This is a genomic window from Micromonospora sp. WMMD998, from assembly GCF_029581235.1.
Taxonomy (GTDB): domain Bacteria; phylum Actinomycetota; class Actinomycetes; order Mycobacteriales; family Micromonosporaceae; genus Micromonospora.
Genome location: NZ_CP120740.1, coordinates 756,979 through 778,597 on the forward strand (window position 1 = coordinate 756,979; position 21,619 = coordinate 778,597).

The 21,619-nt window shown below is 71.5% G+C and carries 18 protein-coding genes and 1 pseudogene; 8 read left to right on the forward strand and 11 right to left on the reverse strand.

Features of this window, described 5'->3' with window-relative positions; genetic code table 11:
* Positions 1-547, reverse strand: a pseudogene (locus tag O7619_RS03510) (N-acetyltransferase).
* A 125-nt stretch (positions 548-672) separates the two neighbouring features.
* Here O7619_RS03510 and O7619_RS03515 point away from each other — a divergent pair.
* Together O7619_RS03515 and O7619_RS03520 are read left to right on the forward strand one after the other, a co-directional pair.
* The gene (locus O7619_RS03515) at positions 673-1,218 is read left to right on the forward strand and encodes a DoxX family protein (RefSeq protein ID WP_282285640.1); all 546 of its coding nucleotides are present in this window, start codon (positions 673-675) and stop codon (positions 1,216-1,218) included.
* 204 nt (positions 1,219-1,422) lie between these two features.
* A complete protein-coding gene (locus O7619_RS03520; protein WP_282285641.1) occupies positions 1,423-2,859 on the forward strand; it encodes a glycosyltransferase 87 family protein in 1,437 nt (478 codons plus the stop codon).
* A gap of 10 nt (positions 2,860-2,869) precedes the next feature.
* Here O7619_RS03520 and O7619_RS03525 read toward each other — a convergent pair whose 3' ends face one another.
* The 5 genes from O7619_RS03525 to O7619_RS03545 form a co-directional block, all read right to left on the reverse strand.
* Complete coding sequence (locus O7619_RS03525) at positions 2,870-3,301, reverse strand: molybdenum cofactor biosynthesis protein MoaE (RefSeq protein ID WP_282285642.1); 432 nt, start codon at positions 3,299-3,301, stop codon at positions 2,870-2,872.
* Positions 3,298-4,554 carry a molybdopterin molybdotransferase MoeA gene (locus O7619_RS03530; RefSeq protein WP_282285643.1) on the reverse strand — a complete coding sequence of 419 codons (1,257 nt, stop codon included), beginning with the start codon at positions 4,552-4,554 and terminating at the stop codon, positions 3,298-3,300. The genes O7619_RS03525 and O7619_RS03530 overlap by 4 nt, the downstream gene beginning before the upstream one ends.
* 37 nt (positions 4,555-4,591) lie before the next feature.
* Positions 4,592-5,062, reverse strand: coding sequence for a MogA/MoaB family molybdenum cofactor biosynthesis protein (locus O7619_RS03535; protein ID WP_282285644.1), 471 nt, complete (start codon positions 5,060-5,062; stop codon positions 4,592-4,594).
* The gene (gene moaC, locus O7619_RS03540; protein WP_282285645.1) at positions 5,059-5,550 is read right to left on the reverse strand and encodes a cyclic pyranopterin monophosphate synthase MoaC; all 492 of its coding nucleotides are present in this window, start codon (positions 5,548-5,550) and stop codon (positions 5,059-5,061) included. The genes O7619_RS03535 and moaC overlap by 4 nt, the downstream gene beginning before the upstream one ends.
* 246 nt (positions 5,551-5,796) lie before the next feature.
* Entirely contained in the window at positions 5,797-8,838 is a 3,042-nt protein-coding gene (locus O7619_RS03545) for a BTAD domain-containing putative transcriptional regulator (protein ID WP_282285646.1), read from the reverse strand.
* A 490-nt stretch (positions 8,839-9,328) separates the two neighbouring features.
* On the opposite strand from O7619_RS03545, the gene O7619_RS03550 reads away from it, so the two are divergent.
* The 5 genes from O7619_RS03550 to O7619_RS03570 all read left to right on the forward strand — a co-directional run bounded on the left by O7619_RS03550 (position 9,329) and on the right by O7619_RS03570 (position 15,075).
* Positions 9,329-11,869 carry a bifunctional diguanylate cyclase/phosphodiesterase gene (locus O7619_RS03550; protein WP_282285647.1) on the forward strand — a complete coding sequence of 847 codons (2,541 nt, stop codon included), beginning with the start codon at positions 9,329-9,331 and terminating at the stop codon, positions 11,867-11,869.
* Between the two features lie 52 nt (positions 11,870-11,921).
* A complete protein-coding gene (locus tag O7619_RS03555) occupies positions 11,922-13,259 on the forward strand; it encodes a glycosyltransferase 87 family protein (protein WP_282285648.1) in 1,338 nt (445 codons plus the stop codon).
* A 3-nt stretch (positions 13,260-13,262) separates the two neighbouring features.
* Positions 13,263-13,895 (forward strand): phosphoribosyltransferase family protein, encoded by a 633-nt coding sequence (locus O7619_RS03560; RefSeq protein WP_282285650.1) that lies wholly within the window; start codon positions 13,263-13,265, stop codon positions 13,893-13,895.
* 23 nt (positions 13,896-13,918) lie between these two features.
* Positions 13,919-14,302, forward strand: a complete 384-nt coding sequence (locus tag O7619_RS03565) for a zf-TFIIB domain-containing protein (protein WP_282285651.1) — start codon at positions 13,919-13,921, stop codon at positions 14,300-14,302.
* Positions 14,303-14,394: 92 nt separating this feature from the next.
* The gene (locus tag O7619_RS03570) at positions 14,395-15,075 is read left to right on the forward strand and encodes a maleylpyruvate isomerase N-terminal domain-containing protein (protein ID WP_282285652.1); all 681 of its coding nucleotides are present in this window, start codon (positions 14,395-14,397) and stop codon (positions 15,073-15,075) included.
* Between the two features lie 38 nt (positions 15,076-15,113).
* On the opposite strand, the gene dnaB is transcribed toward O7619_RS03570, so the two are convergent.
* Positions 15,114-17,933: a replicative DNA helicase gene (gene dnaB, locus O7619_RS03575; RefSeq protein ID WP_282285654.1), complete on the reverse strand. Its 2,820-nt coding sequence runs from the start codon at positions 17,931-17,933 to the stop codon at positions 15,114-15,116.
* A 393-nt stretch (positions 17,934-18,326) separates the two neighbouring features.
* Here dnaB and O7619_RS03580 point away from each other — a divergent pair, with 393 nt between their 5' ends.
* The gene (locus tag O7619_RS03580; RefSeq protein WP_282285656.1) at positions 18,327-19,871 is read left to right on the forward strand and encodes a hypothetical protein; all 1,545 of its coding nucleotides are present in this window, start codon (positions 18,327-18,329) and stop codon (positions 19,869-19,871) included.
* A 90-nt stretch (positions 19,872-19,961) separates the two neighbouring features.
* On the opposite strand, the gene rplI is transcribed toward O7619_RS03580, so the two are convergent.
* The 4 genes from rplI to rpsF form a co-directional block, all read right to left on the reverse strand.
* Entirely contained in the window at positions 19,962-20,408 is a 447-nt protein-coding gene (gene rplI / locus O7619_RS03585) for a 50S ribosomal protein L9 (protein WP_281585829.1), read from the reverse strand.
* A gap of 14 nt (positions 20,409-20,422) precedes the next feature.
* A complete protein-coding gene (gene rpsR, locus O7619_RS03590; RefSeq protein ID WP_007073789.1) occupies positions 20,423-20,662 on the reverse strand; it encodes a 30S ribosomal protein S18 in 240 nt (79 codons plus the stop codon).
* 41 nt (positions 20,663-20,703) lie between these two features.
* Positions 20,704-21,240, reverse strand: a complete 537-nt coding sequence (locus O7619_RS03595; protein ID WP_175441301.1) for a single-stranded DNA-binding protein — start codon at positions 21,238-21,240, stop codon at positions 20,704-20,706.
* 81 nt (positions 21,241-21,321) lie between these two features.
* Complete coding sequence (rpsF, locus tag O7619_RS03600; protein ID WP_088643630.1) at positions 21,322-21,612, reverse strand: 30S ribosomal protein S6; 291 nt, start codon at positions 21,610-21,612, stop codon at positions 21,322-21,324.
* Positions 21,613-21,619: the final 7 nt, after the last annotated feature.

Consider the following 21,619-nt stretch of genomic DNA (forward strand, 5'->3'; position numbering starts at 1 on the left):
TCAGACCCGCGACCAGGGCGGCGGGAAGACCACCTCGCCGGCCGGGGGGCAATGGCTCCTCGGCGGTGGACGGCGGCAGCACCAGCGCCTGCCACGGCTCCCCCAGCCCGGACCAGGGGCTGCTCAGGCCCAACCGGTCCGCCGGGCCGAAGCCGAACCGCCGGTAGTACGCCGGGTCGCCCAGCACCACCACCAGCCGCTCGCCCAGCTCGGTGGCGGCATCAAGCGCCGCCTGCACCACCGCCGTGCCGTGCCCGACGCGCTGCCGGTGCCGGGCCACCGCCACCGGCCCGAGTGCCAGCGCCGGCCAGGAGCCGCCGTCGGTGCGTACCCGCACCCGGGTGAGCAGCGCGAAGCCCACCACCTCGCCGCCGTACTCGGCGACCATGGCCAGCTCCGGGATCCACGCGGCGCTGTGCCGCAGCTCCTCGACCAGGCCGACCTCCGGCGGGGTGGACACGTCGGGGCGGGCGAACGCGGCGGCGAGCACCCGGGCCACCGGCGCTTCGTCCGCCGGCTCCTCGGGGCGCAGTCGCAGCGTCGTCACCCGCGCGACCTTACCGAACGCGACCGGTCCATCCGCGACGGTCGCTGAAATCGATACCGGACGGACGTCGATACCTTTCGTGTGTTGCAGGGGTGACCGGGCCTCGGACGGGGTAAGACTGAAGCATGAAGCCCGTGCGCTCCCTCGCCCGAGTCATGTTGAGCGGCATCTTCGTGGTCAGCGGCGCCCGCAACCTGCGCAACCCGGAACGGCTGGTGCCCGCCGCGAAGCCGGTCACCGACAAGGTCACCCCGCTGATCCAGAATCTGCATCCGCGCATCCCGACCGACACCGAGACGCTGATCCGGGCCAACGCGGCCACCCAGTTGGTGGGCGGGTTGATGCTGGCCACCGGCCGGTTCAGCCGCCCGGCCGCGCTCGTCCTCGCCGGCACGCTGCTGCCCACGACGGCCGCGGGTCATCCCTTCTGGAACAACGACGACCCCGCCGCCCGCAACAACAACCAGATCCATTTCCTCAAGAACCTCGGCCTGTTCGGTGGTCTCCTCCTCGCCGCCGCGGACACCGAGGGCAAGCCGGGGCTGCGCTGGCGCGCCGGCCACCGGATCCACCACTCGCGCCGGTCGGTCAAGCGCGCGGTCCGCACCGCCCGCCGGGAGGCGAGAATCGCCGTACGCTCCGCGGCGACCGCCCGCCGGATGCCCGGCTGACGTCCACCCGCACGACACCCACCCCCCGCAAGGCCACCAATCACCTGAACCGTCCGACACCCGTTAACGCGGTGGAAATGTCGCAAACACGTGTGGGATCGGACACGGTCATGTAACGCGGGAGGCAGCATCGTGAGGCGCCGTTCTAGGCTCCGTTCTGGACCTGGACGGGCACGACGACCTTGGTACGGGGGTGGCCACGCCATGCCGACGACAGTCGGTAGACGGACCAACCGCCTCACCCCGACCCCCCGCGTCGTCCTCGGGGTCGACCAGCGGATCGCCGTACGCATCGGCGTCGTGGCCGCGGTCTCGTACGCGGCGTGGATCGCCATCGGCGCCTTCGGCCGGCCGTACAACTTCTTCGACATGAAGATCTATCACGGCGCGGTGCTGTGGTGGGCGGGCGGCAACGAGCTGTACGACTTCGTCGCCCCCTCGACGACGCTCGGGTTCACCTACCCACCCTTCGCCGCCCTGGTCATGCTGCCGATGTCCTGGCTCCCGGTGGACCTCGCCGGCTCGGTCAACGCGCTGGCGAGCATCGGCGCGCTCGCGGTCGTGCTGGCGGCGTTGCTGCGCCCGATCGTGGACCGGCTCGGCTGGTCGCTCTGGTTCACCGTCGGCATCGCCACCCCGCTCGCCGTGGCCATCGAGCCGTCCCGGGAGACGCTCGGCTACGGCCAGGTCAACCTGCTGCTCTTCGCGCTGATCATGGCGGATCTGGTGGGCCTGCGCTGGCGGGCCAAGCGGGGCACCCATCACGAGAGCGCCGAGACGCCGATGGCCCGCTTCGTCTACAGCGGCGCCTGGGCCGGGGTCGGCATCGGGCTCGCCACCGCCGTCAAGCTCACCCCGGCGCTGTTCGTGGGCTATCTGATGCTCACCCGGCAGTGGCGGGCCGCGTGGATCGCGGTCGCCACCACGATCGGGGTGACCCTCGCGACGTTCGGCGCGATCGGCGAGGAGTCCCGCACCTACTTCACCAGCGTGCTGTGGCAGACCGAGCGGGTCGGTGCCGCCGACATGACCGCCAACCAGTCCCTCGCCGGCCTGTTGGCGCGGCTCTACGACTCGATCGAGACGCCCGGGCTGCTCTGGCTCGCCTTCTCGGTGCTGCTGCTGGCGCTGGGCCTGTCCCGGGCGGTCAGCGCCCGGACCGACGGTGACGAGCTGACCGCGTTCACGCTTGTCGGGCTCACCGGCAATGTGATCAGCCCGATCTCCTGGTCGCACCACCTGGTCTGGGTCATCCCGGCGATCATCGTGCTGGCCGACGCCGCGGTACGCCGACGCGACGCCAGCCGCGGCCTGCCCCTGCGCGGCAGCGGGCTACCCTCGGCCAACGGCGTACCCACGCTGCGCCCGCCGATCTGGTATCCGACGCTCACCGGTCTCCGGCACGCGGTCGGCGCGGTCGGGCTCTATCTGCTCTTCCTGATCTCGCCGATCTGGCCGTACGAGCACCAACTCCCCGAGGTGTCCCACTACCAGGACGGCCTGTTCGGCGCGCTGATGGAGAACTCCCTGGCGATCGCGCTGATCGTGCTGGTCGCGGCGTTGCCCTGGCGGCCCGGCGCGGAGCCGGCGTTCTACCCCGACCGGCTGGGCCGCACCACCCAGCTCACCGCCCGGCACTGACCAGCCCGGCTCAGGGGCAGTTCACCCACTCCTCGGTGCCGTCGTCGAAGACCTGCCGCTTCCAGATCGGCAGTCGTGCCTTGACCTCGTCGACCAGCCGGGCGCACGCCGCGAACGCCGCCGCCCGGTGCGCGGTGCTGACCGCCGCGACAAGCGCCACGTCACCGATCTCCAGCGGGCCGATCCGGTGCGACACCGCCACCGCGTGCACCGCGGGATCGTTGGCGATCTCGGCGGCCACCTCGCGCAGCACCGCCTCGGCGGTGGGGTGGCCCTCGTATTCGAGCCGGGTGACCGCCCGCCCGTGGTCGTGGTCGCGGACCACGCCCTGGAAGGAGACCACCGCGCCGGCCCGGCGGTCGGCGACCGCCGCCTCGTGCGCGGCCAGGTCGAGCGGCCGGTCGGTGACCGCACCCAGCACCACGCGCGTCTCGGTCGTCACGGGCGCTCCCCGGAGGTCAGCGGCAGGGGTACGAGCGGCACCCGGTCACCTGCCGCACCGCTGGTGCCGGGGCGGATCACCGCGAAGCCGTCCGCGCCGGCCAGCCCGCGCAGCATCGCCGAACCGACGTGCCGCACCGGGTGCGCGGTGCCGGCGACCCGGTCCCAGCGGACCAGGGCGAGGTGCGTCTGCTCACCCCGCCCGGCGACCGGCTCGGCCAGGGTGACCTGCGGCAACACCGGCATCGCGCGGCCGGTGAGACCGGCGAGCAGGGGAGCGACGAGCGAGACCAGGGCCACCACCGCGGACTGTGGATTACCCGGCAGACCGGCCACGAAGCGCACCCGGCCGTCGGCGTCGGCCATCCGGGCGAGCAGCATCGGGAAGCCGGGGCGCACCGCGACGGTGTTGACCACGTAGTCGGCGCCCAACGCCTCCAGCGCCGGGTGCAGGTGATCGACCGGCCCGTGCATGGTGCCGCCGGTGGTGCAGACCAGGTCGGCGTTGGCGAGCGCGCCACGCAGCGCCGCGACGTGCGCGGGCAGCGTGTCGGCGACGGGCCCGACCACGTCGCCGCCGCGTACCTGACAGCCGTAGCGGCGCAGCCAGGCGGGCACCGAGGGGCCGAGCGCGTCGCGCACCCGACCGGCCCCCGGCGGACCCGAGGTGAGCAACTCGTCGCCGAAGACCAGCAGCGCGGCGCGCGGAGCGCGGCGGACCCGCAGCGTGTCGTGCCCGCAGGAGGCGGCCAGGCCGATCACCGCCGGGTCCACGGGCGTGCCGGCGGGCAGCAACTCCTCGCCGAGGCGGGCCTCCTCGCCCGGCTCACGCCACTCCGGCTGCGGCCGGGGCGTGCCGGCCACCCGGCCGTCCGCCGCCCGGGTCGACTCCTCGATCCGCAGGATCCCGGTGGTGCCGGTGGGAACCATCGCGCCGGTGGCGATCTCCACGGTGGTGCCGTCCGCCGCCAGCGGGGGCGCGGTGTGCCCGGCGAGCACCCGGCCGACCACCTGCCACGGCCCTGCCCCGCGCACCGCCCAGCCGTCCACGCTCGACGTGGGGAACGCCGGCAGGTCGGTGCGCGTGGTCAGCGGCTCGGCCAGGGTGTGCCCGTCGGTGTCGGCAAGCGGCCGGGCGACCGCGGGGAGCGCGGCGGAAAGGCCCACCGCGTACACCCGGGAGCGGGCCTCCTCCCACCCGGCCGGCGGGGGCGTGCCCACGTCGACCGCGGCGGCTTCGGTTTCCGTGCTCATCCGGCGAGCCTAGCGCCGGCGCACCCGGCCCGCGGGCTCAGTGGTCGCCGCCGCGGAGTTGGTCGACCGCGTGCCGCAGGATCGGCCCGAGCACGGCCAGCCCGTCCCGCGCCCCGCCGCGCGAGCCGGGCAGGTTGACCACGAGCATCCGGCCGGTGACCCCGGCCCGGCCCCGGGACAGCGCGGCGGTGGGCACCGCGTCGCGGCTGTGCGCCCGGATCGCCTCGGCGATGCCCGGAATCTCGTAGTCGAGCAGCGCGCCGGTCACCTCGGGGGTGCGGTCGGTCGGCGTGATGCCGGTGCCACCGCTTGTCAGCACCACGTCGACGCCCTCGTCGCGGGCGGCGCGCAGGGCCTCGCCGACCGGGTCGCCGTCGGGCACCACCACCGGCGGGTCGACCGTGCAGCCCAGCTCCGACAGGCCGGCGACGAGCAGCGGACCGCTGGTGTCCGCGTAGACCCCGGCGGCGGCCCGGTTGGAGGCCACGATCACCCGGGCCCGGATCACGGCCGGTCCTCCGGCCGCACCCACTCGCCGGTCTTGCCGCCTTCCTTGCGGAGCACCCGCACGGCGTCCACGGAGGCGGCCGGGTCGACGGCCTTCACCATGTCGACCAGGGCGAGCCCGGCGACGGCCACCGCGGTGAGCGCCTCCATCTCCACGCCGGTGCGGTCGGCCGTCCGGGCGGTGGCGGTGATCTCGACGGTGTCGTCGGTGAGGTGCAGGTCGACGGTGACGCCGTGCACGGCGATCGGGTGGCAGAGCGGGATCAGGTCGGGCGTGCGCTTGGCGCCCATGATGCCGGCGAGCCGCCCGACCGCGAGCGCGTCGCCCTTGGGCAGGCCGTCGCGGCGCAGCAGCTCCATCACCTCGGCGGTGGTGCGGAGCCGGCCGGCGGCGACCGCGAGCCGGCCGGAGACCGGCTTGGCGGAGACGTCGACCATCCGGGCGGCGCCGGCCTGATCGACGTGGGTGAGCTGCGCGGGTTCGGTCACCGCCCGACCCTATCCGCCGGGTACGACGGCGCGCGGCCCGTGCCGTCGGTGGGGAGGGACGCCGCGCCGGTGCCGATGATCTGCACGACGTCCCTCCCACACCTTCCCACCGTCAAGTCGCTGGGGAGGCTCGACGGTGGGGGTCTCTGCGGCCGGGTCCGCCCGTGCGGCGGACCCTCCCCGTTGGCCGACGATGGGACGCTAGCGGGCGCCGCGATAAGAAATCGATAAACAGTCGCCGGCCACTCATCCCTGGAGCAGGGTGCGAACGAGTTGCTGTTCCGGACCGCCCGTCCGTTCGAAGATCGCCAGTGCCCTCCGTCTCAGGCGGCGTGCCTCGTCCGGGTCATTCCCCGTCACCAGGTCACCGAGACGAGCCAGCGCGCGACCCTGTTCCTGTGGATGGGCGATGCGGGTGGCCAGCTTGAGAGCCTGGTCGTGCAACCGGCTCGCTTCCGCCGGGTCTCCCTGCGCTTCGGCTGTCGTACCAAGTTCGTTCAATGCCGCACATTGCGCGTGGCGCTCGCCGTTGTCGAGCGCCAGCCGCAGTGCCGTTTCGTGCTGGTGCCGGGCCGCGTCGAACTGGCGCAGTTCGCGTAGGGCTCTCCCGAGCTCGACTCGCAGTTCCGGTTCCCCGTAGCGATGGCCGGTGCGATCCCGGAGGCGGAGCGAAGCTTCCATTATCCGAATGGCTGGCCCATGATCACCCATTCTCGCCCGCACCATTCCGACGTGCCCGAGAGCGTTGAGGATCTGGAACTGATCAGCCTTGATCCTCGCCAAGAAAAGGTGCAGCCGGTGGAGACCGAGCGCTTCAGCATATCTGCCGACCGCCGCCAGCGCGATGCCGTAGTTCGGCAGTACCAGGTCAGCCGGTACATAACCGTTAGGCAATTCTTCTCGCCGCAACTGAGCGCCGAGCGTCACGGCCGATTCAAGCCGGCCGGTCAACCAGTAGATGACCCCGAGATTCGCCCGGAAGCGAGCCGCTCTCCGCACATTGCCCATCCGCTGATCAAGCCCGACGGCCGATTCCACCAACTTGGTCGCTGCGGGATAGTTTCCGGTTCTGACATGGGCGGACGCGAGATAATTCTGCATCTGGGCAACTGCCTCCAGGTCACCGATACGCCGTGCGGCCACCAGGCCGTGCCGATGAGTCGACAATATGTCATCGAAGTATGTCCTGATGTAGAAAAAGCGCCACAGCGCCCGGGCGAGCCGCCAGGCATACCGATCTCGTTCGGCCCGGGTCGCATAAGCCACCATCGCGGTGAGAGTGGACCGTTCGCGTTCCAGCCACTCGACGTCCGGCTCGATCGCCGTCAGCAGGTCGGGCCGGCGCGGTCGCTCGGCGACCAACGTCTTCAAGTCCAGACGCGCCTCCAGCCCGACCGCCACGGACAGCGCGGCGTGGAGACACAGTTCGAGAAGTCGATCCATGGCCTCAAGCGGGACATGCGCTTCGTCGACAGCCCTCGACAGTTCGGCAGCGTACTCCCGGACGAGGTCGTGAAGCCGGTAACGGTCGTTGGCTCTGTCCTCCAACAGATGACGATCGACCAGATCGTCGAGGATCCGCACGGTGTCGGTCAACGGAAGATCGACCAACGCCGCAGCAGTCGGTGAGCTGAAGTCGTCACCTGGATGCAGGGCAAGCATGCGGAAGGCCCGGCGACTCCGGTCGTCGAGCGGCTCGTAGGAGGTGGCGAATGCCCCGGCCAACGTTCGGTCACCCACCGCCAACTGATCGATCCTGCCGCGTTCACCGGCCAGCCGGGACGCCAGATCCGCCACCCGCCAACTGGTGCGGTGCGCAAGCCGGGCGCCTGCTAGCCGGATGGCGAGGGGAAGATGCCCACACCTCCGAACGACCTCCGCAGCCGCTTCGGGCTCCTCTCCGACACGCTGCGCGCCCGCCGTGGATGCCAGCAGACGCACCGCATCTACCCGGGACAACACATCCAGCGACTCCGGCACCCCGAGTTCGCTGGCGAGCAGCCTCGACCGGGCGGTCACCAGCACCACCGTCCCCGCTCCGCCGGGGAGCAACGGAATCACCTGGTCACTTCTCGCCGCGTTGTCCAGTACGAGCACGACCCGCCGTTGCGCTAGTTCACGGCGCCAGAGCGCGGCCCGCTCCTCGACGTCGATCGGCACGCGTCCGGACGGCACACCGAGTTGCCGCAGCAGGGTCGCCAACGCCGCGGCCGGCTCAAGCGGATCAGCCTCCCCATGTCCTCGAAGATCGATGAACAACTGGCCGTCCGGATGGTCCGCCCGCAACATCTCCGCCAGCCGGACCGCGAGGGTTGTCTTGCCGCAGCCCGCCATCCCATCGATCACCTGGACGACCGCCGCTGGGCCCGATCGCGCGGAAATGCTTCCGAGCAACCTCCGCACCACGCCTTCTCTTCCCACGAAGTCGGTGGTCGGTCGCGGCAACCAGTTGACCGTACGAGTTTTGTCGGCCGTGCTCGGTGGCGTCGGGCGGCCGGCGCTCAGCATTGTCGACCTGGTCTCGATCGCCACCTGGTGGAGTTGGTCCAGCCTCGGCCCGGGCTGGACGCCCATCTCTTCGTCGAGGGCCGCACGGGCGGACCGGTAGATGGCAATCGCTCCGGCGGGATCCTCGTTCGCCAGCAGTGCCCGCATCAGGAGCATCTGAAGGCGTTCCCGTGTGGGGTCGCGAACGGCATGCGGCCGGAGCGCCACGACCGCCCGCTCCGACTGTCCGGTCTGCAGATAAAGCTCGGCCAGGAGGATCAGCGCATCTTCACAGTCCCGCTCGACCGCTTCCCGGCGGGCTGCCAGCGTGCGCCCCAGCGAGAGTCCGGCAAGGAGGGGCCCCGGCCACTCGTCGAGGGCATCGGCAAGCACCGCGATCGCAGACGAACACCGATTCGCGCGTGCCAGGGCGCGCCCCTGCGCGAATCGTTGCTGTGACCGGATCAGGTCAACGGCCTCGGGGAGGACGGAGAGCAGGTAACCGCCCTGTTGTCGAACGATCGTCGCGCCGCCGACCTCCGCGAATGCTCGTCGGAGGTTGGCGGCGTAGGTACGAACGTTGGGGATGGCCGACCGGGGTGGGGCGTCGGGCCACAGCTCGTCCACCATCTCCTCGACAGTCACGAGTCGATTGGCGGCCACCCCCAACATGGCGAGCAGAATCTTCTGCTTTGGTGTACCAAGGGGCAATTCGAGACCGCTGACAAGTGCCTTGATGCCTCCGAGGACCCTGATCTCCACCCGGCTCACCCCCAGGGACTGTGAGATTTGGGTGATCACCAAGCGAAGCCTACCGAACACAGAGAACAGCGCCGCCCTCTACACGAGGTGATCCCGCAACCACCCAAAGTCGCACACATATCGTTCTCGACCGACCTGACAACAGATGGAACCATTCCACCGAGGAACCGCTATCCGCATGCTGTCCACAATGGGTCCGCAGGTAGACCTCGGACGACCTCGACGCGCTCCGCTCAGGCGACCTGGACGGAACGTCACAATACGATCCAGCCTTCACTAATATTGCATATTACGACATTAAATGATGCAATTCGGTGAGTTCCCCCCTTAGGCTCCCTCCAGTCACGCGATCCCCGACCCGGGCGATCCGCGAATCCGTGAGCAAACCGCTCGGACTTCGGTCAGGGCGCTCGAGCTGGGGAGAGTGCAATGCGCGGCAACGAGTGGATGTGACAACGAGATCGAGCCTCCCTGGCCGTACCCCATCTGCGCTACCGTTCGTGCAGCACGGGTCTACCGCGGGAGAGGCATGGACACTCCTGTCCAACGACATGGTCATGAGGCCGACCGACGGCTGAGCAGCTTGGTCGGCCTCATCGCCGTTCTGGCCGTCGTGGTATTCGCGATCTCGCTGGGCTTCACGGCGGAGCAACCTCCGGACTCGGTGAGCGACATCGCCACCATCCTCACGCTCACCTTTTTGGTCGCGGTCGGCACGATGGTGACGGCGAAGGTCCGGATCAGGTCCACCACCCATTCCATCACCTGGAGTGAGACTGCGATCCTGATCGGGCTCGCGCTCGCCCCGCCGCCGTGGGTCGTCCTCTCCACCGCGACCGGCGTCGCGGCGGCCTTCGTGATGCTCCGGCTCTCGGCGATCAAGACCGTTTTCAGTACCGGGAAGAACACCCTGGTCGCCGCGGCTGCCGGCCTCACCCTGACCCAGCTCGAAGGGCACTGGCACCTCCCCGGCGTGCTCGCCCTGATCGGACCCGTCGGCATCGCGTACCTCGTCGCCACGTTCCTGGACGAGGTGATGGCCATACCCGTGATTGCGATTGCCTCCGGCAACCGCATCCGCCGACAGTTCCAGTCCAACTGGGACCTCCGAGCCGTCGGCGTGGTGGTGCGGTTCGTGGTCATCATCTGTACCCTGTTCATCCTTCGCGCCGACCCACGACTGCTGCTCGCCGTGCCGCCCCTAGTGCTCAGCCTGCACCTGGCCTACTCCACACGGATCCGTACCCGCACCGAGCAGCAGGCCTGGCAACGACTCGCCCGCGCCACCGACGCGCTCAACGTGGTCGACCTCGACCAGGTGCTGACCACCGCCGTCACCGAGGCCGCCGAACTCTTCTCCGCCGACGAGGTCGAGATCGAGCTGCGCGAGGGCGGGCGCACCGTCCGCGGTGGCGCCGCCGGGGTCGGATACGACGGGACGACGCCACCGCCCAGCGACACCGACGGCCGGATCGTGCCGGTGTCGCTGGAGGGACACGACCGCGCGGAGGACATCGGCATGCTGCGACTCCGCTTCGCCGGGCCGATCGACCTCTCCGAACGGGAGCAGTACACCCTGCGCACGTTCGCCTCCGCCCTCTGCACCGCGGTCCGCAACGCCCAGGCGTACGCCGAACTCGCCCGGATCGCCGACGACAACGCCTACGCCGCCACCCACGACGCCCTCACCGGCCTGTCCAACCGCCGGCACCTGCTGGACGAGGGCACCGCCCAGCTCACCACCCGGCACGCCGACGGCGTCACCGCCCTCGTGCTGATCGACCTCAACCACTTCAAGGAGGTCAACGACACGCTCGGGCACGGCGCCGGCGACCGGGTGCTGATCCAGGTCGCCGAGCGGCTGCGCGACGCGGCCCGCCCCGACGACCTGGTCGCCCGGCTCGGCGGCGACGAGTTCGCCGTACTCCTGCGCGGCCTGCCCGCCCCGGCGGTCGCCGCGCACCGCGCCGAGGCCCTGCTCGCCGCGCTGCACGACCCGCTCGACCTGGACGGCATGCGGATCAGCGTGGAAGCCAGCGGAGGCATCGCCGTCGTCCCCGCCACCGGCGGCATGACCGAACTCCTCCGCCGCGCCGACGTCGCGATGTACCAGGCCAAGCGCGCCGGCCAACGTGTCGCCACGTACGCGGCGAACCGCGACACCGCCGACCTGCACCGGCTCACCCTCGGCGGGGAACTGCCCCGGGCCGTCGCCGACCACGAGTTCACCGTCAACTTCCAGCCCATCGTCGACCTGGGCAGCGGCAAGGTCATCGGCGCCGAGGCGCTGGCCCGCTGGCACCACCCCACCCACGGCCTGATCGACCCACTGCGCTTCCTCGAAGCGGTCGAACGCTCCGGGCTGCTCCCCGCGTTCGCCGAGGCCATCCTCGACCAGGCCCTGATCGCGGCCGGCTCCTGGCACGACGCCGGATTCGACCTGCCCGTCTCGGTGAACGTGTCACCCCGCAGCCTCCTCGACGCCCGCTTCCCCGGTGCCGTGCTGGCCCGGCTACGCGCCCACGACCTCCCGCCGGACCGGCTCGTGCTGGAACTCACCGAGACCCTCACCCTCAGCCAACTCGACGTGGTCGACCGGGTGCTCAGCCGGCTCCGCGACTCCGGTGTCCGGCTGGCCCTCGACGACTTCGGCACCGGCTACTCGTCGCTCTCGCTGCTCTCCCGCATCCCGGTCCACGAACTCAAGATCGACCGCAGTTTCGTCACCGCCATGGAAACCGCACCCGAGGCCGCCGCCGTGATCCGCTCCACCCTCGACCTCGGCCGCAGCCTCGACCTCACCGTGGTCGCCGAGGGCGTGGAGAGCGAGCCGCAACGCCGCGCGCTCTGGGCACTGGGCTGCGCGGCCGGGCAGGGCCACCTGTTCGCCCGGCCGCTGCCCGCCGGTGCCCTGCTCGCCGCCCTGCACCGCGGCGCCGGCGGCCAGCCCGGCGCGCTCGCCTCACCGCTGCACGACGCCGGCGCCGTCATCCGGCTGCCCGGCCGCCGCGCCGGTGGCGCCCGCACCCGCCCGGCGCCGCCCGCCGCCACCGACGCCCACCAGCCCTGACCAGCCGCACCGACCGGGCCGGGCCGCAACCCGGTCTGCGAGACTGGCCCGCGTGACCGCCCACACCGACCCGGCCACCCCCGCCGCCCGTCGCTGGGCGGCGCTCGACACGGCCGCCGGCGGCCTCGCCCTCGACCTGGGCCTCTACGCCACCGCCACCGCCTTCGCCGCGATCACCGCGGCCACCTCCACGCTGCCACCGCACCGCGCGTGGGGCGCGATCGCCACCATCGGGTACGCCCTCGCCACGCTCGCCGCGACCACCCAGATCCTCGCCCGGCACCGCACCCCCGGCGCCCCCCTCGCCGGGCTGCCCGCCCGCTGGACGGTCACCGCGTTCACCTGGGCCACCACCGCACTGCTGCCGATCGTCACGCAGAGCGTCCAACGGGCCGGCGGACGCGCCGACCGGGCCCAGGAGGAGGTGATCGTCGTCGAACACGCCGGCGCCCGCCTCGCCGAACACGGCACCCCCTACCTCGGACCCGACGCGATCGCCGCCCTGCCACCCGGCGAACAACTCCTCGGCTACACCCCGTACCAGCCGGGCATGGCCCTGTTCGGGCTGCCCCGGGCCGCCGTCGACGCCTGGTGGACGGACGCCCGCGTCTGGTTCGCCGTGGCCACCGTGCTCGCCCTCGCCGCCCTGGTCACCACGCTGCGCGCCACCGCCGCCCCGGCCTCGCCCCGCCGCGCCGCCGCGCTGCTGCGCGCCGTCCAGGCCGCCACCGTCCTGCCCGTCGGTGCGCTCACGCTCGCCACCGGCGGCGACGACCTCCCCGTACTCACGCTCTGCCTGCTCGCCCTCGCCCTCGCCGCCGCCGGCCGGCCCGGCCGCGCCGGCCTCGCGGTCGGCGCCGCCGGCGCGCTGAAACTCTTCGCCTGGCCGGTCGCGGTCGTGCTGATCTGCTGGGCCGCGACCCGGCGGGCCGGGTCCCGGACCGCGCTGGGCGCCCTCGGCCTGCCCGTCCTCGCGCTGCTGCCGGTGCTGCTCGTCGACTCCGACGCCCTGGTCGAGAACGTGCTGCGCTTCCCGCTCGGCCACGGCCTGGTCACCAGCCCCGCCCAGTCCCCGTTCCCCGGTCACCTGATCGCCGAGACGGTCCCCGCCGGCCGTGCCGTCGCCGCCGCCCTGCTCGTCGTGGTCGGCCTGACGATCGCCGTCCGGCTGCTGCGCCGCCCGCCACGGACCGCCGCCGCCACCGCGCTCATCTGCGGGTACGGGCTGCTCGCCGCGATCCTGCTGATGCCCTCCACCCGCTTCGGCTACCTGCTCTACCCGATCGCCCTGCTCGTCACCGCCCCGGCGCTGGCACTCGCGGAGAGCCGGCACGGGCCCGGTATTCCCGGCAACCTCCGGGCGGGAACCGGTCGGAAGGCGTACACCTGAGGGATGACCAGCTACCGCGACCGGGCCGAGGCGGGACGGGACCTCGCCGAACGCCTCACCGATCTCGCCGGCCGGACCGACGTCACCGTCCTCGGCCTGGTCCGCGGCGGCGTCCCCGTCGCCCGGGTGATCGCCGACCGGCTCCAGGCGCCCCTCGACGTGCTCGTCGTCCGCAAGCTCGGCGTGCCCTGGGCGCCCGAGGTGGCGTACGGCGCGCTCGGCCCCGGCGGCGTGCAGGTCCTCAACGACGTGGTCGCCGGCCGGATCAGCGAGAACGACCGCGCCCAGGTGCGCCGCCGCGAGCAGGCCGAACTGGACCGCCGCGAACAGCGCTACCGGAACGGACGGCCGCCACTGGACCTGACCGGCCGCACCGCCGTCATCGTCGACGACGGGCTCGCCACCGGCGCCACCGCCCGAGCCGCCGTGCAGGTCGCCCGCCACCTCGGTGCCGCCCGCGTGCTCGTCGCCGTCCCGGTCGGCTCCGAGCAGGCGTACGAGACGCTCGCCGCCACCGCCGACGCTGTCGTGAGCAGCCAACTCCCGCCCGACTTCGCCGCCGTCGGCGCCTACTACGACGACTTCCACGAGGTCTCCGACGACGAGGTGACGCACGCGCTGACCGCCACCGCGTGAAATCACCCGGTACCGTCGATGTCATGCAGCTCACCTGTCCCAAATGCCGTGGAGACATGCGCCAGTACGAGCGCAGCGGAGTGATCATTGACCAGTGCGGCGAATGCCGTGGCATCTTCCTCGATCGCGGCGAGCTCGAAAAACTGTTCGACGCCGAGGCGAACTGGAACCAGAAGCACGGCGGCGGCCCGCAGGCCGCGCCCACCGCGGCCGGTTATCCGCCGCCCCCGCCCGCCGCCGCGCCGCACCAGCCCGGCTACGGCGCCGTTCCCCCGCCCCCTCCGCCGCCGCCACCCGGTCACGGCTACGCGCAGCCCGCGTACGGCCACGGGCAGCAGCACTACGGTTATCACGGCCACTACCGCAAGAAGAAGAAGCACGGCTTCCTCGGCGAACTCTTCGACTGAAGGTAAGGAGGGGCCCCTTTTTACGCCTACGCGATAGGAAGGGGCCCCGCCTAACCGTGCCGACCCTCGCGCGCCGTGGCAGGCTCACCCACATGAGCCCGATCCGGCCGCACGAGGCGCTGGCCCAGGCGTACGCCGGCATCACCGCCGTTGTCACCCCGCTCGACGACGCCGGCCTGCAACGACCGACCCGCTGCCAGGGCTGGCTCGTCGCCGATCTGCTCTTCCACGTGCTCGGCGACGCCCAACGCGCGCTCGTGGCGCTGGCCAGCCCGGCACCCGGTCCGGCCGACGTGGACGACGTCAGCTACTGGCGCGCGTTCACCCCCGGCGACGACGACGCCGGCGCGAAGCACGCCTGGTGGGCCCGCCGTTCGGCCGCCGCCTTCGACCGGCCCGCAGGCGTGGTCCGGATCTGGAACGACACCGCCCCGGCTGCCGTCCGCGCCGCCGCCGCAGCGGACCCGGAGGGGCACGTGACCACCCAGGGGCACGTGCTGCGCGTACCCGATCTGCTGGCGACCCTGACCACCGAGGCGGTCGTGCACCACCTCGACCTGGTGCTGGACCTGCCGGAAGCGCCGCGGCCGGCGGCCGGCCCGACCCGGGTGGCGGTGACCACGATGGACGGCCTGCTCTGCGACGACGCGGTGCGCCCGGCCGGCTGGGACGACCACGAATATCTGCTGAAGGCCACCGGTCGGGTGCCGCTCACCGTTCGGGACCGGTTCGAGTTGGGTGAGGCCGCGGGCTGGTTCCCACTGCTCGGCTGACCGTCCTGGCCTGACCCCTCCTTGATCAAGGCGGTCGCTCAGACGATGGCCATGTCCACGAATCGCGACAGGTGTAGCTGGGCTGCGACCGTCACCGTATCGGTCGGCCCATTTCTGTGCTTGGCGACGATGAAGTCGGCCTCTCCGGCCCGCGGCGACTCCTTGTCGTAGTAGTCGTCGCGGTGCAAAAGGATAACAACGTCAGCATCTTGCTCAATTGAGCCCGACTCGCGCAAATCGGACAACTGTGGTCGCTTGTCGGTACGCTGCTCCGGACCACGGTTCAGCTGACTCACCGCGATCACCGGGCACTCGACCTCCTTGGCCAGCAGCTTCAGGCCACGGGACAGGTCCGCGACCTCCTGCTGCCGGCTCTCGGTGCGCTTCGGTGAGGTCATGAGCTGGAGGTAGTCGACCACGATCAGCTTCAGGTCGTGCTTCTGCTTGAGCCGGCGTGCCTTGGCCCGGATCTCCATCAGGTTCATGCTCGGCGTGTCGTCGACGAAGAGCGGCGCCTCGCTGATCTCGCCCATGCAGCGGGCCAGCTTGGTCCAGTCGTCGTCGGAGAGCTGCCCACTGCGCAGCACGTGCAGCGGCACCCGCGCCTCGGCCGAGAGCAGTCTCATGACGATCTCGACCTTGCTCATCTCCAGCGAGAAGATGGCCGCGGCCTGGTTGGCGCGAATGGCGGCATTTCGGGCAAAGTCCATGCTGGCCGTGCTGTTGTGGGTTGGGATCATCGACCGGCCAGCAAGATACAAGTGGTCGTCGTTGTCTACGGTCACGCACCGCACCGGAACGCTTGCCACCGGCCGTACGTCCACGATGAAGCGCGAGTGGGAACGCACGTCCGAGGGTGTCCGTCGCCGGGCCAGGTGCGCAGCCCGCTTCCGCTCCAGACGGAAGACCGGGTCCGGGGTGGAGAAGTTCACCGTGTACGCGATCGACGAGTCCTCGGTGCGCCCGCGCACCCTCCGTTTGGCGATTGTGCATCGGTAGCCCAGGCTGACCACGAGTTCCCGAACACCCTCGATCAGGCGCTTCGAGGTGGACGTGTACTGGAGGTTCCCAGCCGGCGCCACCGTACCGTCGGTGTCCATCAGCCCGGCGAGGAGTGCCCGACGCTGGACTTCCGAGGCACGGAGGTAGTCCTGCGGAATGTGCTTGTCGTGGGCCACCCCAAGGTGACGGAGCAGCGCCAGGAACGAACCGCTTCGCTCGTGACACTCGGCGCAGCGTCGCACCGCCGGGTTCTCCCGTAGCGCTCGGGTGGAGCCACCGCAGTCGACGCAGGTGCGGTCCACCGTCCCGGCCACGACGGGCAGCAGGACGGTGTAGACCATTGGTCCGCTCCGTCGCACCTGAAAGCCCTCCCTGGCCACCAGGTCGACCATTTCGGCATCCGCGGTGGTGAAGCGGCTGGTCCCGGTATGCCCGTCGCCGAGCCACACGCCGAGGGCGTACGGCGGAACCGCCAGTTCCCGTCCCGGGAGTTGGAGCGGCGCGCAGGTTTCCACGGCGTGGTTGAGGCGGCGGTCCGCCGTGTCGGTACGCAGCGTGGCAGCGATCTGCGCGGTGGTCACCACTCCGTCGTGCACCATCCGGGCACCGTCGTTGATCTGCCGCTCGGCCCGTTCGCGAAGGCCGGACACGAGTGCACCCGCCGGATAGCCGGGCGCGGTCCAGTTGCGTGCCTTGCCGGCCCGGGTCACCGGCCGGGCGACCCGGGCTTTCGCGCCGACCTGGCGGGCCACCGTGTGCAGCACGTTGCGGAACTCGGGACCGACACGCTCAAGCGTCTCCGCCAGGGTGACCAGGCGGTGCGGCTCGGCGGACACCGTCGCTTCGACCGCACGCACCCTCGACAGCGCCGTATCGGACCAGTGCCGCCGCGGACGCGACTCGGGCTGCCGGCGACTGGCCCGGGTGGTGGTCTTCCAGAGATGTTCGGCGTCCGCCACGATGACCGAGCCGTCGGAGAACTCGACCTCGTAGCAGGGGCGGTCGTGCATCACGTCGAAGACGTTGGTGATCGTGGTCGGGTTGCCGTCGGCCGCGAGCAGTTGGTCGCCGACGCGCACCGCCCCCATGGTGGTCCACCCCTCCGGGGTGGGCAGGGGGGTGTCGAGCGCCAGCGCCTTGCCCAGACCAGGCCGACCGGCCACGATGATCAACTGCCCCGCGTGCAGGCCGTTGAGCAGGCGGTCGAGGTCGGTGAAGCCGGTCGGCACACCGGTCATCACGCCGCCCTGGGCACCGACCGCCTCGATCTCGTCAAGCGTCGGCTGGAGCATGTCGGCCAGGATGGCGAAGTCCTCGCTCACCCGCTTCTCGGTGATCTCGTAGACGGCCTGCTGGGCGAGGTCGACGATGTCGTCGACGTCGCGGCTGCCGCCCTGGCCGGTGCCGTAACCGAGCTGCACGATCCGGGTGCCGGCCTCGACCAGCCGGCGGAGCACGGCCCGCTCGCCGACGATGCGGGCGTAGTAGGCCGCGTTGGCGGCGGTGGGCACGCTGGCGATCAGGGTGTGCAGGTAGGGTGCGCCGCCGATCCGGGCGAGGTCGCCGGCGTCGGCGAGCGCCGCCGCGACCGTGATCGGGTCGGCGGGTTCGCCGCGGCCGTAGATGTCGAGGATCGCGTCGAAGATGGTGGCGTGCACCGGGCGGTAGAAGTCGTTGGTCTTGAGGATCTCCACGACGTCCGCGATGGCGTCCTTGGAGAGCAGCATGCCGCCGAGGACACACTGCTCGGCGGCCACGTCCTGGGGTGGTGTCTTCTCGAAGGACGTGTCCCGCCGTGGCGGCTCGGACGGCTGCCCCCCGGCCCGGTCCGCGCGCGTCTCGTCGGTGACCGACACGGGTTCCCCCCTTGCTGCGTCGGATCGTGTCCAGCTCTATCGCCTGGGTGTGACAACTTTCGCCGACCCTCCGGTCGATCGGGGGTCATCGCCCGGCGGTCGCTGGCCACGATACGGAACCCGAGGTCAGCCACCAACAGGGCCGGTGGACGAGCCTCGGGACAACCTGTGGACGCAGAGGGGTCGGCATGTGCGCAGGGTGTGCACAGGGTGTGGAAAAGTGATGGGGAATTCCGGGCCAATCGCTTCTGAGCTGGGCTTTTCCCATCCCCACCCTGTGGACGGAAGATTTCAGGTCGAGCCTTTGCGCCGTTAGTCCCGTACTATCGCTGCGAACGGCTGCACCTTGACAGCGGATTGCACTTTCGGGTTGAGAGAGGTCACGCTCCGGCCGTGAGACACCGGGACTGGGGAAGCGGGGAGGACAGCCCGCGCGAGCGCCGGCCGAGCGGCTCCTGGGACGATTCCGTCGGTCCGCGCCGGGTCGACTCGTACGTGCCGGAACGCCAGCGCACCCCGAGCCGACGGCGGGCGATCGAGCGTGGCCAGGACGAGCCGGTCGACGCCTATCTTCCGCGTTGGGCGGTGGAGTCGGGGATCAGCCGGGCGGACGGCGGCGGGCGTCACGCCGCGCCGGACGACGACGAGACCGACGTCGAGGCGGAGTCGCCGTCCTCGGGTGGCGGTTGGCGGGGCGACGGCGGGTGGCGCCGGGGCGACGACCGGCGTGAGCTGCGGGCCATCGGGGCCGGGCCGGTCTCGGACCACACCGCCGAGTGGACCATCGACGCCCCGCACGAGCGGGGGTACGTCGGGAGCCGGCGGGCCGAGGCGGAGGACGAGCCGGTGTCGGGGACGGCACCGCGCAGCCGTCCCCGTCGGGCGGCCACCCGGCGGCCTCAGGTGACCTGGTCGGGGCTGCCGGAGGAGGCGGCCTCGGAGGGTGACACCGGCGGGCGGGCGGCCGAGCAGCCGACCCGGCGGAGCCGACGGTCGACGACGAGTTCGTCCTGGCCGCCGCCGGCGGTGGACCCGTGGGATCGGGGCCGTTCGGTCGAGCCGGATCCGTGGGACCGGGGTCGGGCCGTCGAGCCGTCGCCGGTGGAGCAGCCGGCGGTCGACCCGTGGGACGCGTCGGGCGTGCACGCGTGGGGCCGGGCTCCCACCGGCAACCGGTGGGAGCAGGCGGAGCGCGGGTGGGACCGGACGGAGCACACCGGCGAGTGGGACCGGTTCACCGACACCGGGCACCTGGACCGGGTGCGCGACACCGGCGACCGGTATCCGGCGGTCGACCCGTGGGAGCGTACGTCGCCGCCGGTGCGGGAGGGCTGGGCGTCGCCGGAGCAGGTCGAGGAGTTCTGGTCGGGCACCCGGTTGGCGGGGGACGATCCGCGGTGGATGGAGACGCCGACGTCGGCGCCACGGTCGCCGATGGTCGCGTACTCCGCTCCTCGTCCGCAGAGCGCGCCCCGGCGTCGGCCGGCGGCGCCGGTCGGGTCCGGGGCGCCGGCGGGCCGGTGGGGGGCGGGCGCGGTCGGCGGCGGATCGTGGAGCCGGCGGATCGAGGACGACCTGCTGGATCCGGATCCGGGCGGGCCGCTGCGGCCGTTGGTCTACACGGCCGCCTGCTATCTGGTGCCGGCGGTGCTGCTCTTCTTCGGTCTGGTGTTCCTGGACGGGCAGGCCCCCACGGGGTGTGTGACCGACATCAGCGGCGGTGGCTGCGACTCCCCGCGGGCGCACGCGTTCGCGTCGTTGTCGGCGGCGGTGCCGCGGTTCGGGCTGGCGTTGGTGAGCAGCCTCGTGGTCGCGGTGCTGCTGCGTCAGGTCGGGACGACGTGGCGGTCGGCGACGGTGGCGTTGGCGGCGGCCGTGGTGGGTGGTGGACTGTCCACGGTGGTGATCAGCGCGGTGACCGGTCAGGCGATCGGCTGACGCGGACGCGGCGGTCCGGTCCGTCGTCGGGAGCGGAAACGGCCCGCACCGGTTGTCCGGTGCGGGCCGTCCGTGGTGCGGTGTGTCGCGTCAGTCCTTGACCACGTGCAGGTCGAACTTGGCGGTCACCTCGGGGTGCAGCCGGATGCTGACCGGGTAGGCGCCGAGCGACTTGATGTGGCCGGGCGTCTCCAGCCGGCGGCGGTCCAGGGTCGGACCGCCGGCGGCCTTGACGGCGTCGACGATCTCGGCCGGCGTGACCGAGCCGAAGAGTCGACCGCCGTCGCCGGCACGGGCCTTCAGGTTGACCTTCAGGCCCTCGAGCTGGCCCTTGATCTCGTTGGCGTGGTCGAGGTCGCGGACGTCCCGGGCCGAGCGGGCCCGCTTGATGACCGTGACCTGCTTCTCGGCGCCCTTGGTCCAGCCGATCGCGAAGCCCTGCGGCAGCAGGTAGTTACGGCCGAAGCCGTCCTTGACCTCGACGATGTCGCCCGGAGAGCCGAGGCCGGACACCTCCTGAGTGAGGATGATCTTCATGTCCGTCCCCCCTCTCAGCGGGCCGTGGCCGTGTACGGCAGGAGCGCCATCTCGCGGGCGTTCTTGACCGCACGGGCGATCTGCCGCTGCTGCTGCGAGGTAACGCCGGTCACCCGTCGAGCGCGGATCTTGCCGCGGTCGGAGATGAACTTGCGCAGCAGCGCGGTGTCCTTGTAATCGATATAGGTGATCCCGTCCTTGTCGAGCGGGTTCACCTTCTTCTTCGGCTTGCGCAGTGCCGCAGCCTTCGCCATTGCTCTTGCTCCTGGTTTGCGATCGCGGGCGCTCGGCGCCATCAGAACGGGGGCTCCTCGTCGAAGTTTCCGCCGCCCGAACCGGCGCGGGAGGGGGCCGGCGCAGCCGAGGCCCAGGGGTCGTCGAAGTTGCCTCCGCCGCCGCCCTGGCCACCACCGCCACCACCGCCGAAGCCGCCGCCTCCGCCACCGGAGCGGGACATCTTCTGCACCTTCGCCGTGGCGTAGCGCAGGGACGGGCCGATCTCGTCGACCTCCAGCTCGATGACGGTGCGCTTCTCGCCCTCGCGGGTCTCGTACGACCGCTGACGCAGCCGGCCGGACACGATCACCCGGGCGCCGCGTTGCAGCGACTCGGCGACGTTCTCGGCGGCCTGGCGCCAGACCGTGCACGAGAGGAACAGCGGCTCGCCGTCCTTCCACTCGCCGGACGCCTTGTCCATGAACCGGGGCGTGGAAGCGACCCGGAACTTGGCGACCGCCGCGCCGGAGGGGGTGAACCGCAACTCGGGGTCATCGGTCAGGTTGCCGATGACCGTGATGGTGGTGTCTCCTGCCATGACCATCTCCTCGCGCACTCATCGTTGTGCCGTACAGGCTCTCAGAGCCCTCCGACATCGCGGATGAGGCTTGATCCGGACGTGTCGGGTCCTAGATGCTCAGCGCATCTCCGGGCGAATGACCTTGGTGCGCAGCACCGACTCGTTGAGTCGGAGCTGACGATCCAGCTCGGCCACGGCCTCCGGCGTCGCCTGGAGGTCGACGACGGCGTAGATGCCCTCGGCCTTCTTGTTGATCTCGTACGCGAGGCGCCGGCGGCCCCACACGTCGGTCTTCTCCACCGAGCCACCCGCGGTCCGGATCACGTTCAGGTACGTGTCGAGAGACGGGGCGACGGTGCGCTCCTCGAGGCTGGGATCGAGGATCACCATGACTTCATAGTGACGCAAGACGTGC

Coding starts and splice junctions, on each gene's coding strand:
- rpsR (WP_007073789.1), bottom strand. CDS start 20,662: ATGGCGAAGGCTGCGGCACTGCGCAAGCCGAAGAAGAAGGTGAACCCG.
- O7619_RS03560 (WP_282285650.1), top strand. CDS start 13,263: ATGACCAGCTACCGCGACCGGGCCGAGGCGGGACGGGACCTCGCCGAA.
- O7619_RS03570 (WP_282285652.1), top strand. CDS start 14,395: ATGAGCCCGATCCGGCCGCACGAGGCGCTGGCCCAGGCGTACGCCGGC.
- O7619_RS03565 (WP_282285651.1), top strand. CDS start 13,919: ATGCAGCTCACCTGTCCCAAATGCCGTGGAGACATGCGCCAGTACGAG.
- O7619_RS03515 (WP_282285640.1), top strand. CDS start 673: ATGAAGCCCGTGCGCTCCCTCGCCCGAGTCATGTTGAGCGGCATCTTC.
- O7619_RS03520 (WP_282285641.1), top strand. CDS start 1,423: ATGCCGACGACAGTCGGTAGACGGACCAACCGCCTCACCCCGACCCCC.
- O7619_RS03530 (WP_282285643.1), bottom strand. CDS start 4,554: ATGAGCACGGAAACCGAAGCCGCCGCGGTCGACGTGGGCACGCCCCCG.
- rplI (WP_281585829.1), bottom strand. CDS start 20,408: ATGAAGATCATCCTCACTCAGGAGGTGTCCGGCCTCGGCTCTCCGGGC.
- O7619_RS03550 (WP_282285647.1), top strand. CDS start 9,329: ATGGACACTCCTGTCCAACGACATGGTCATGAGGCCGACCGACGGCTG.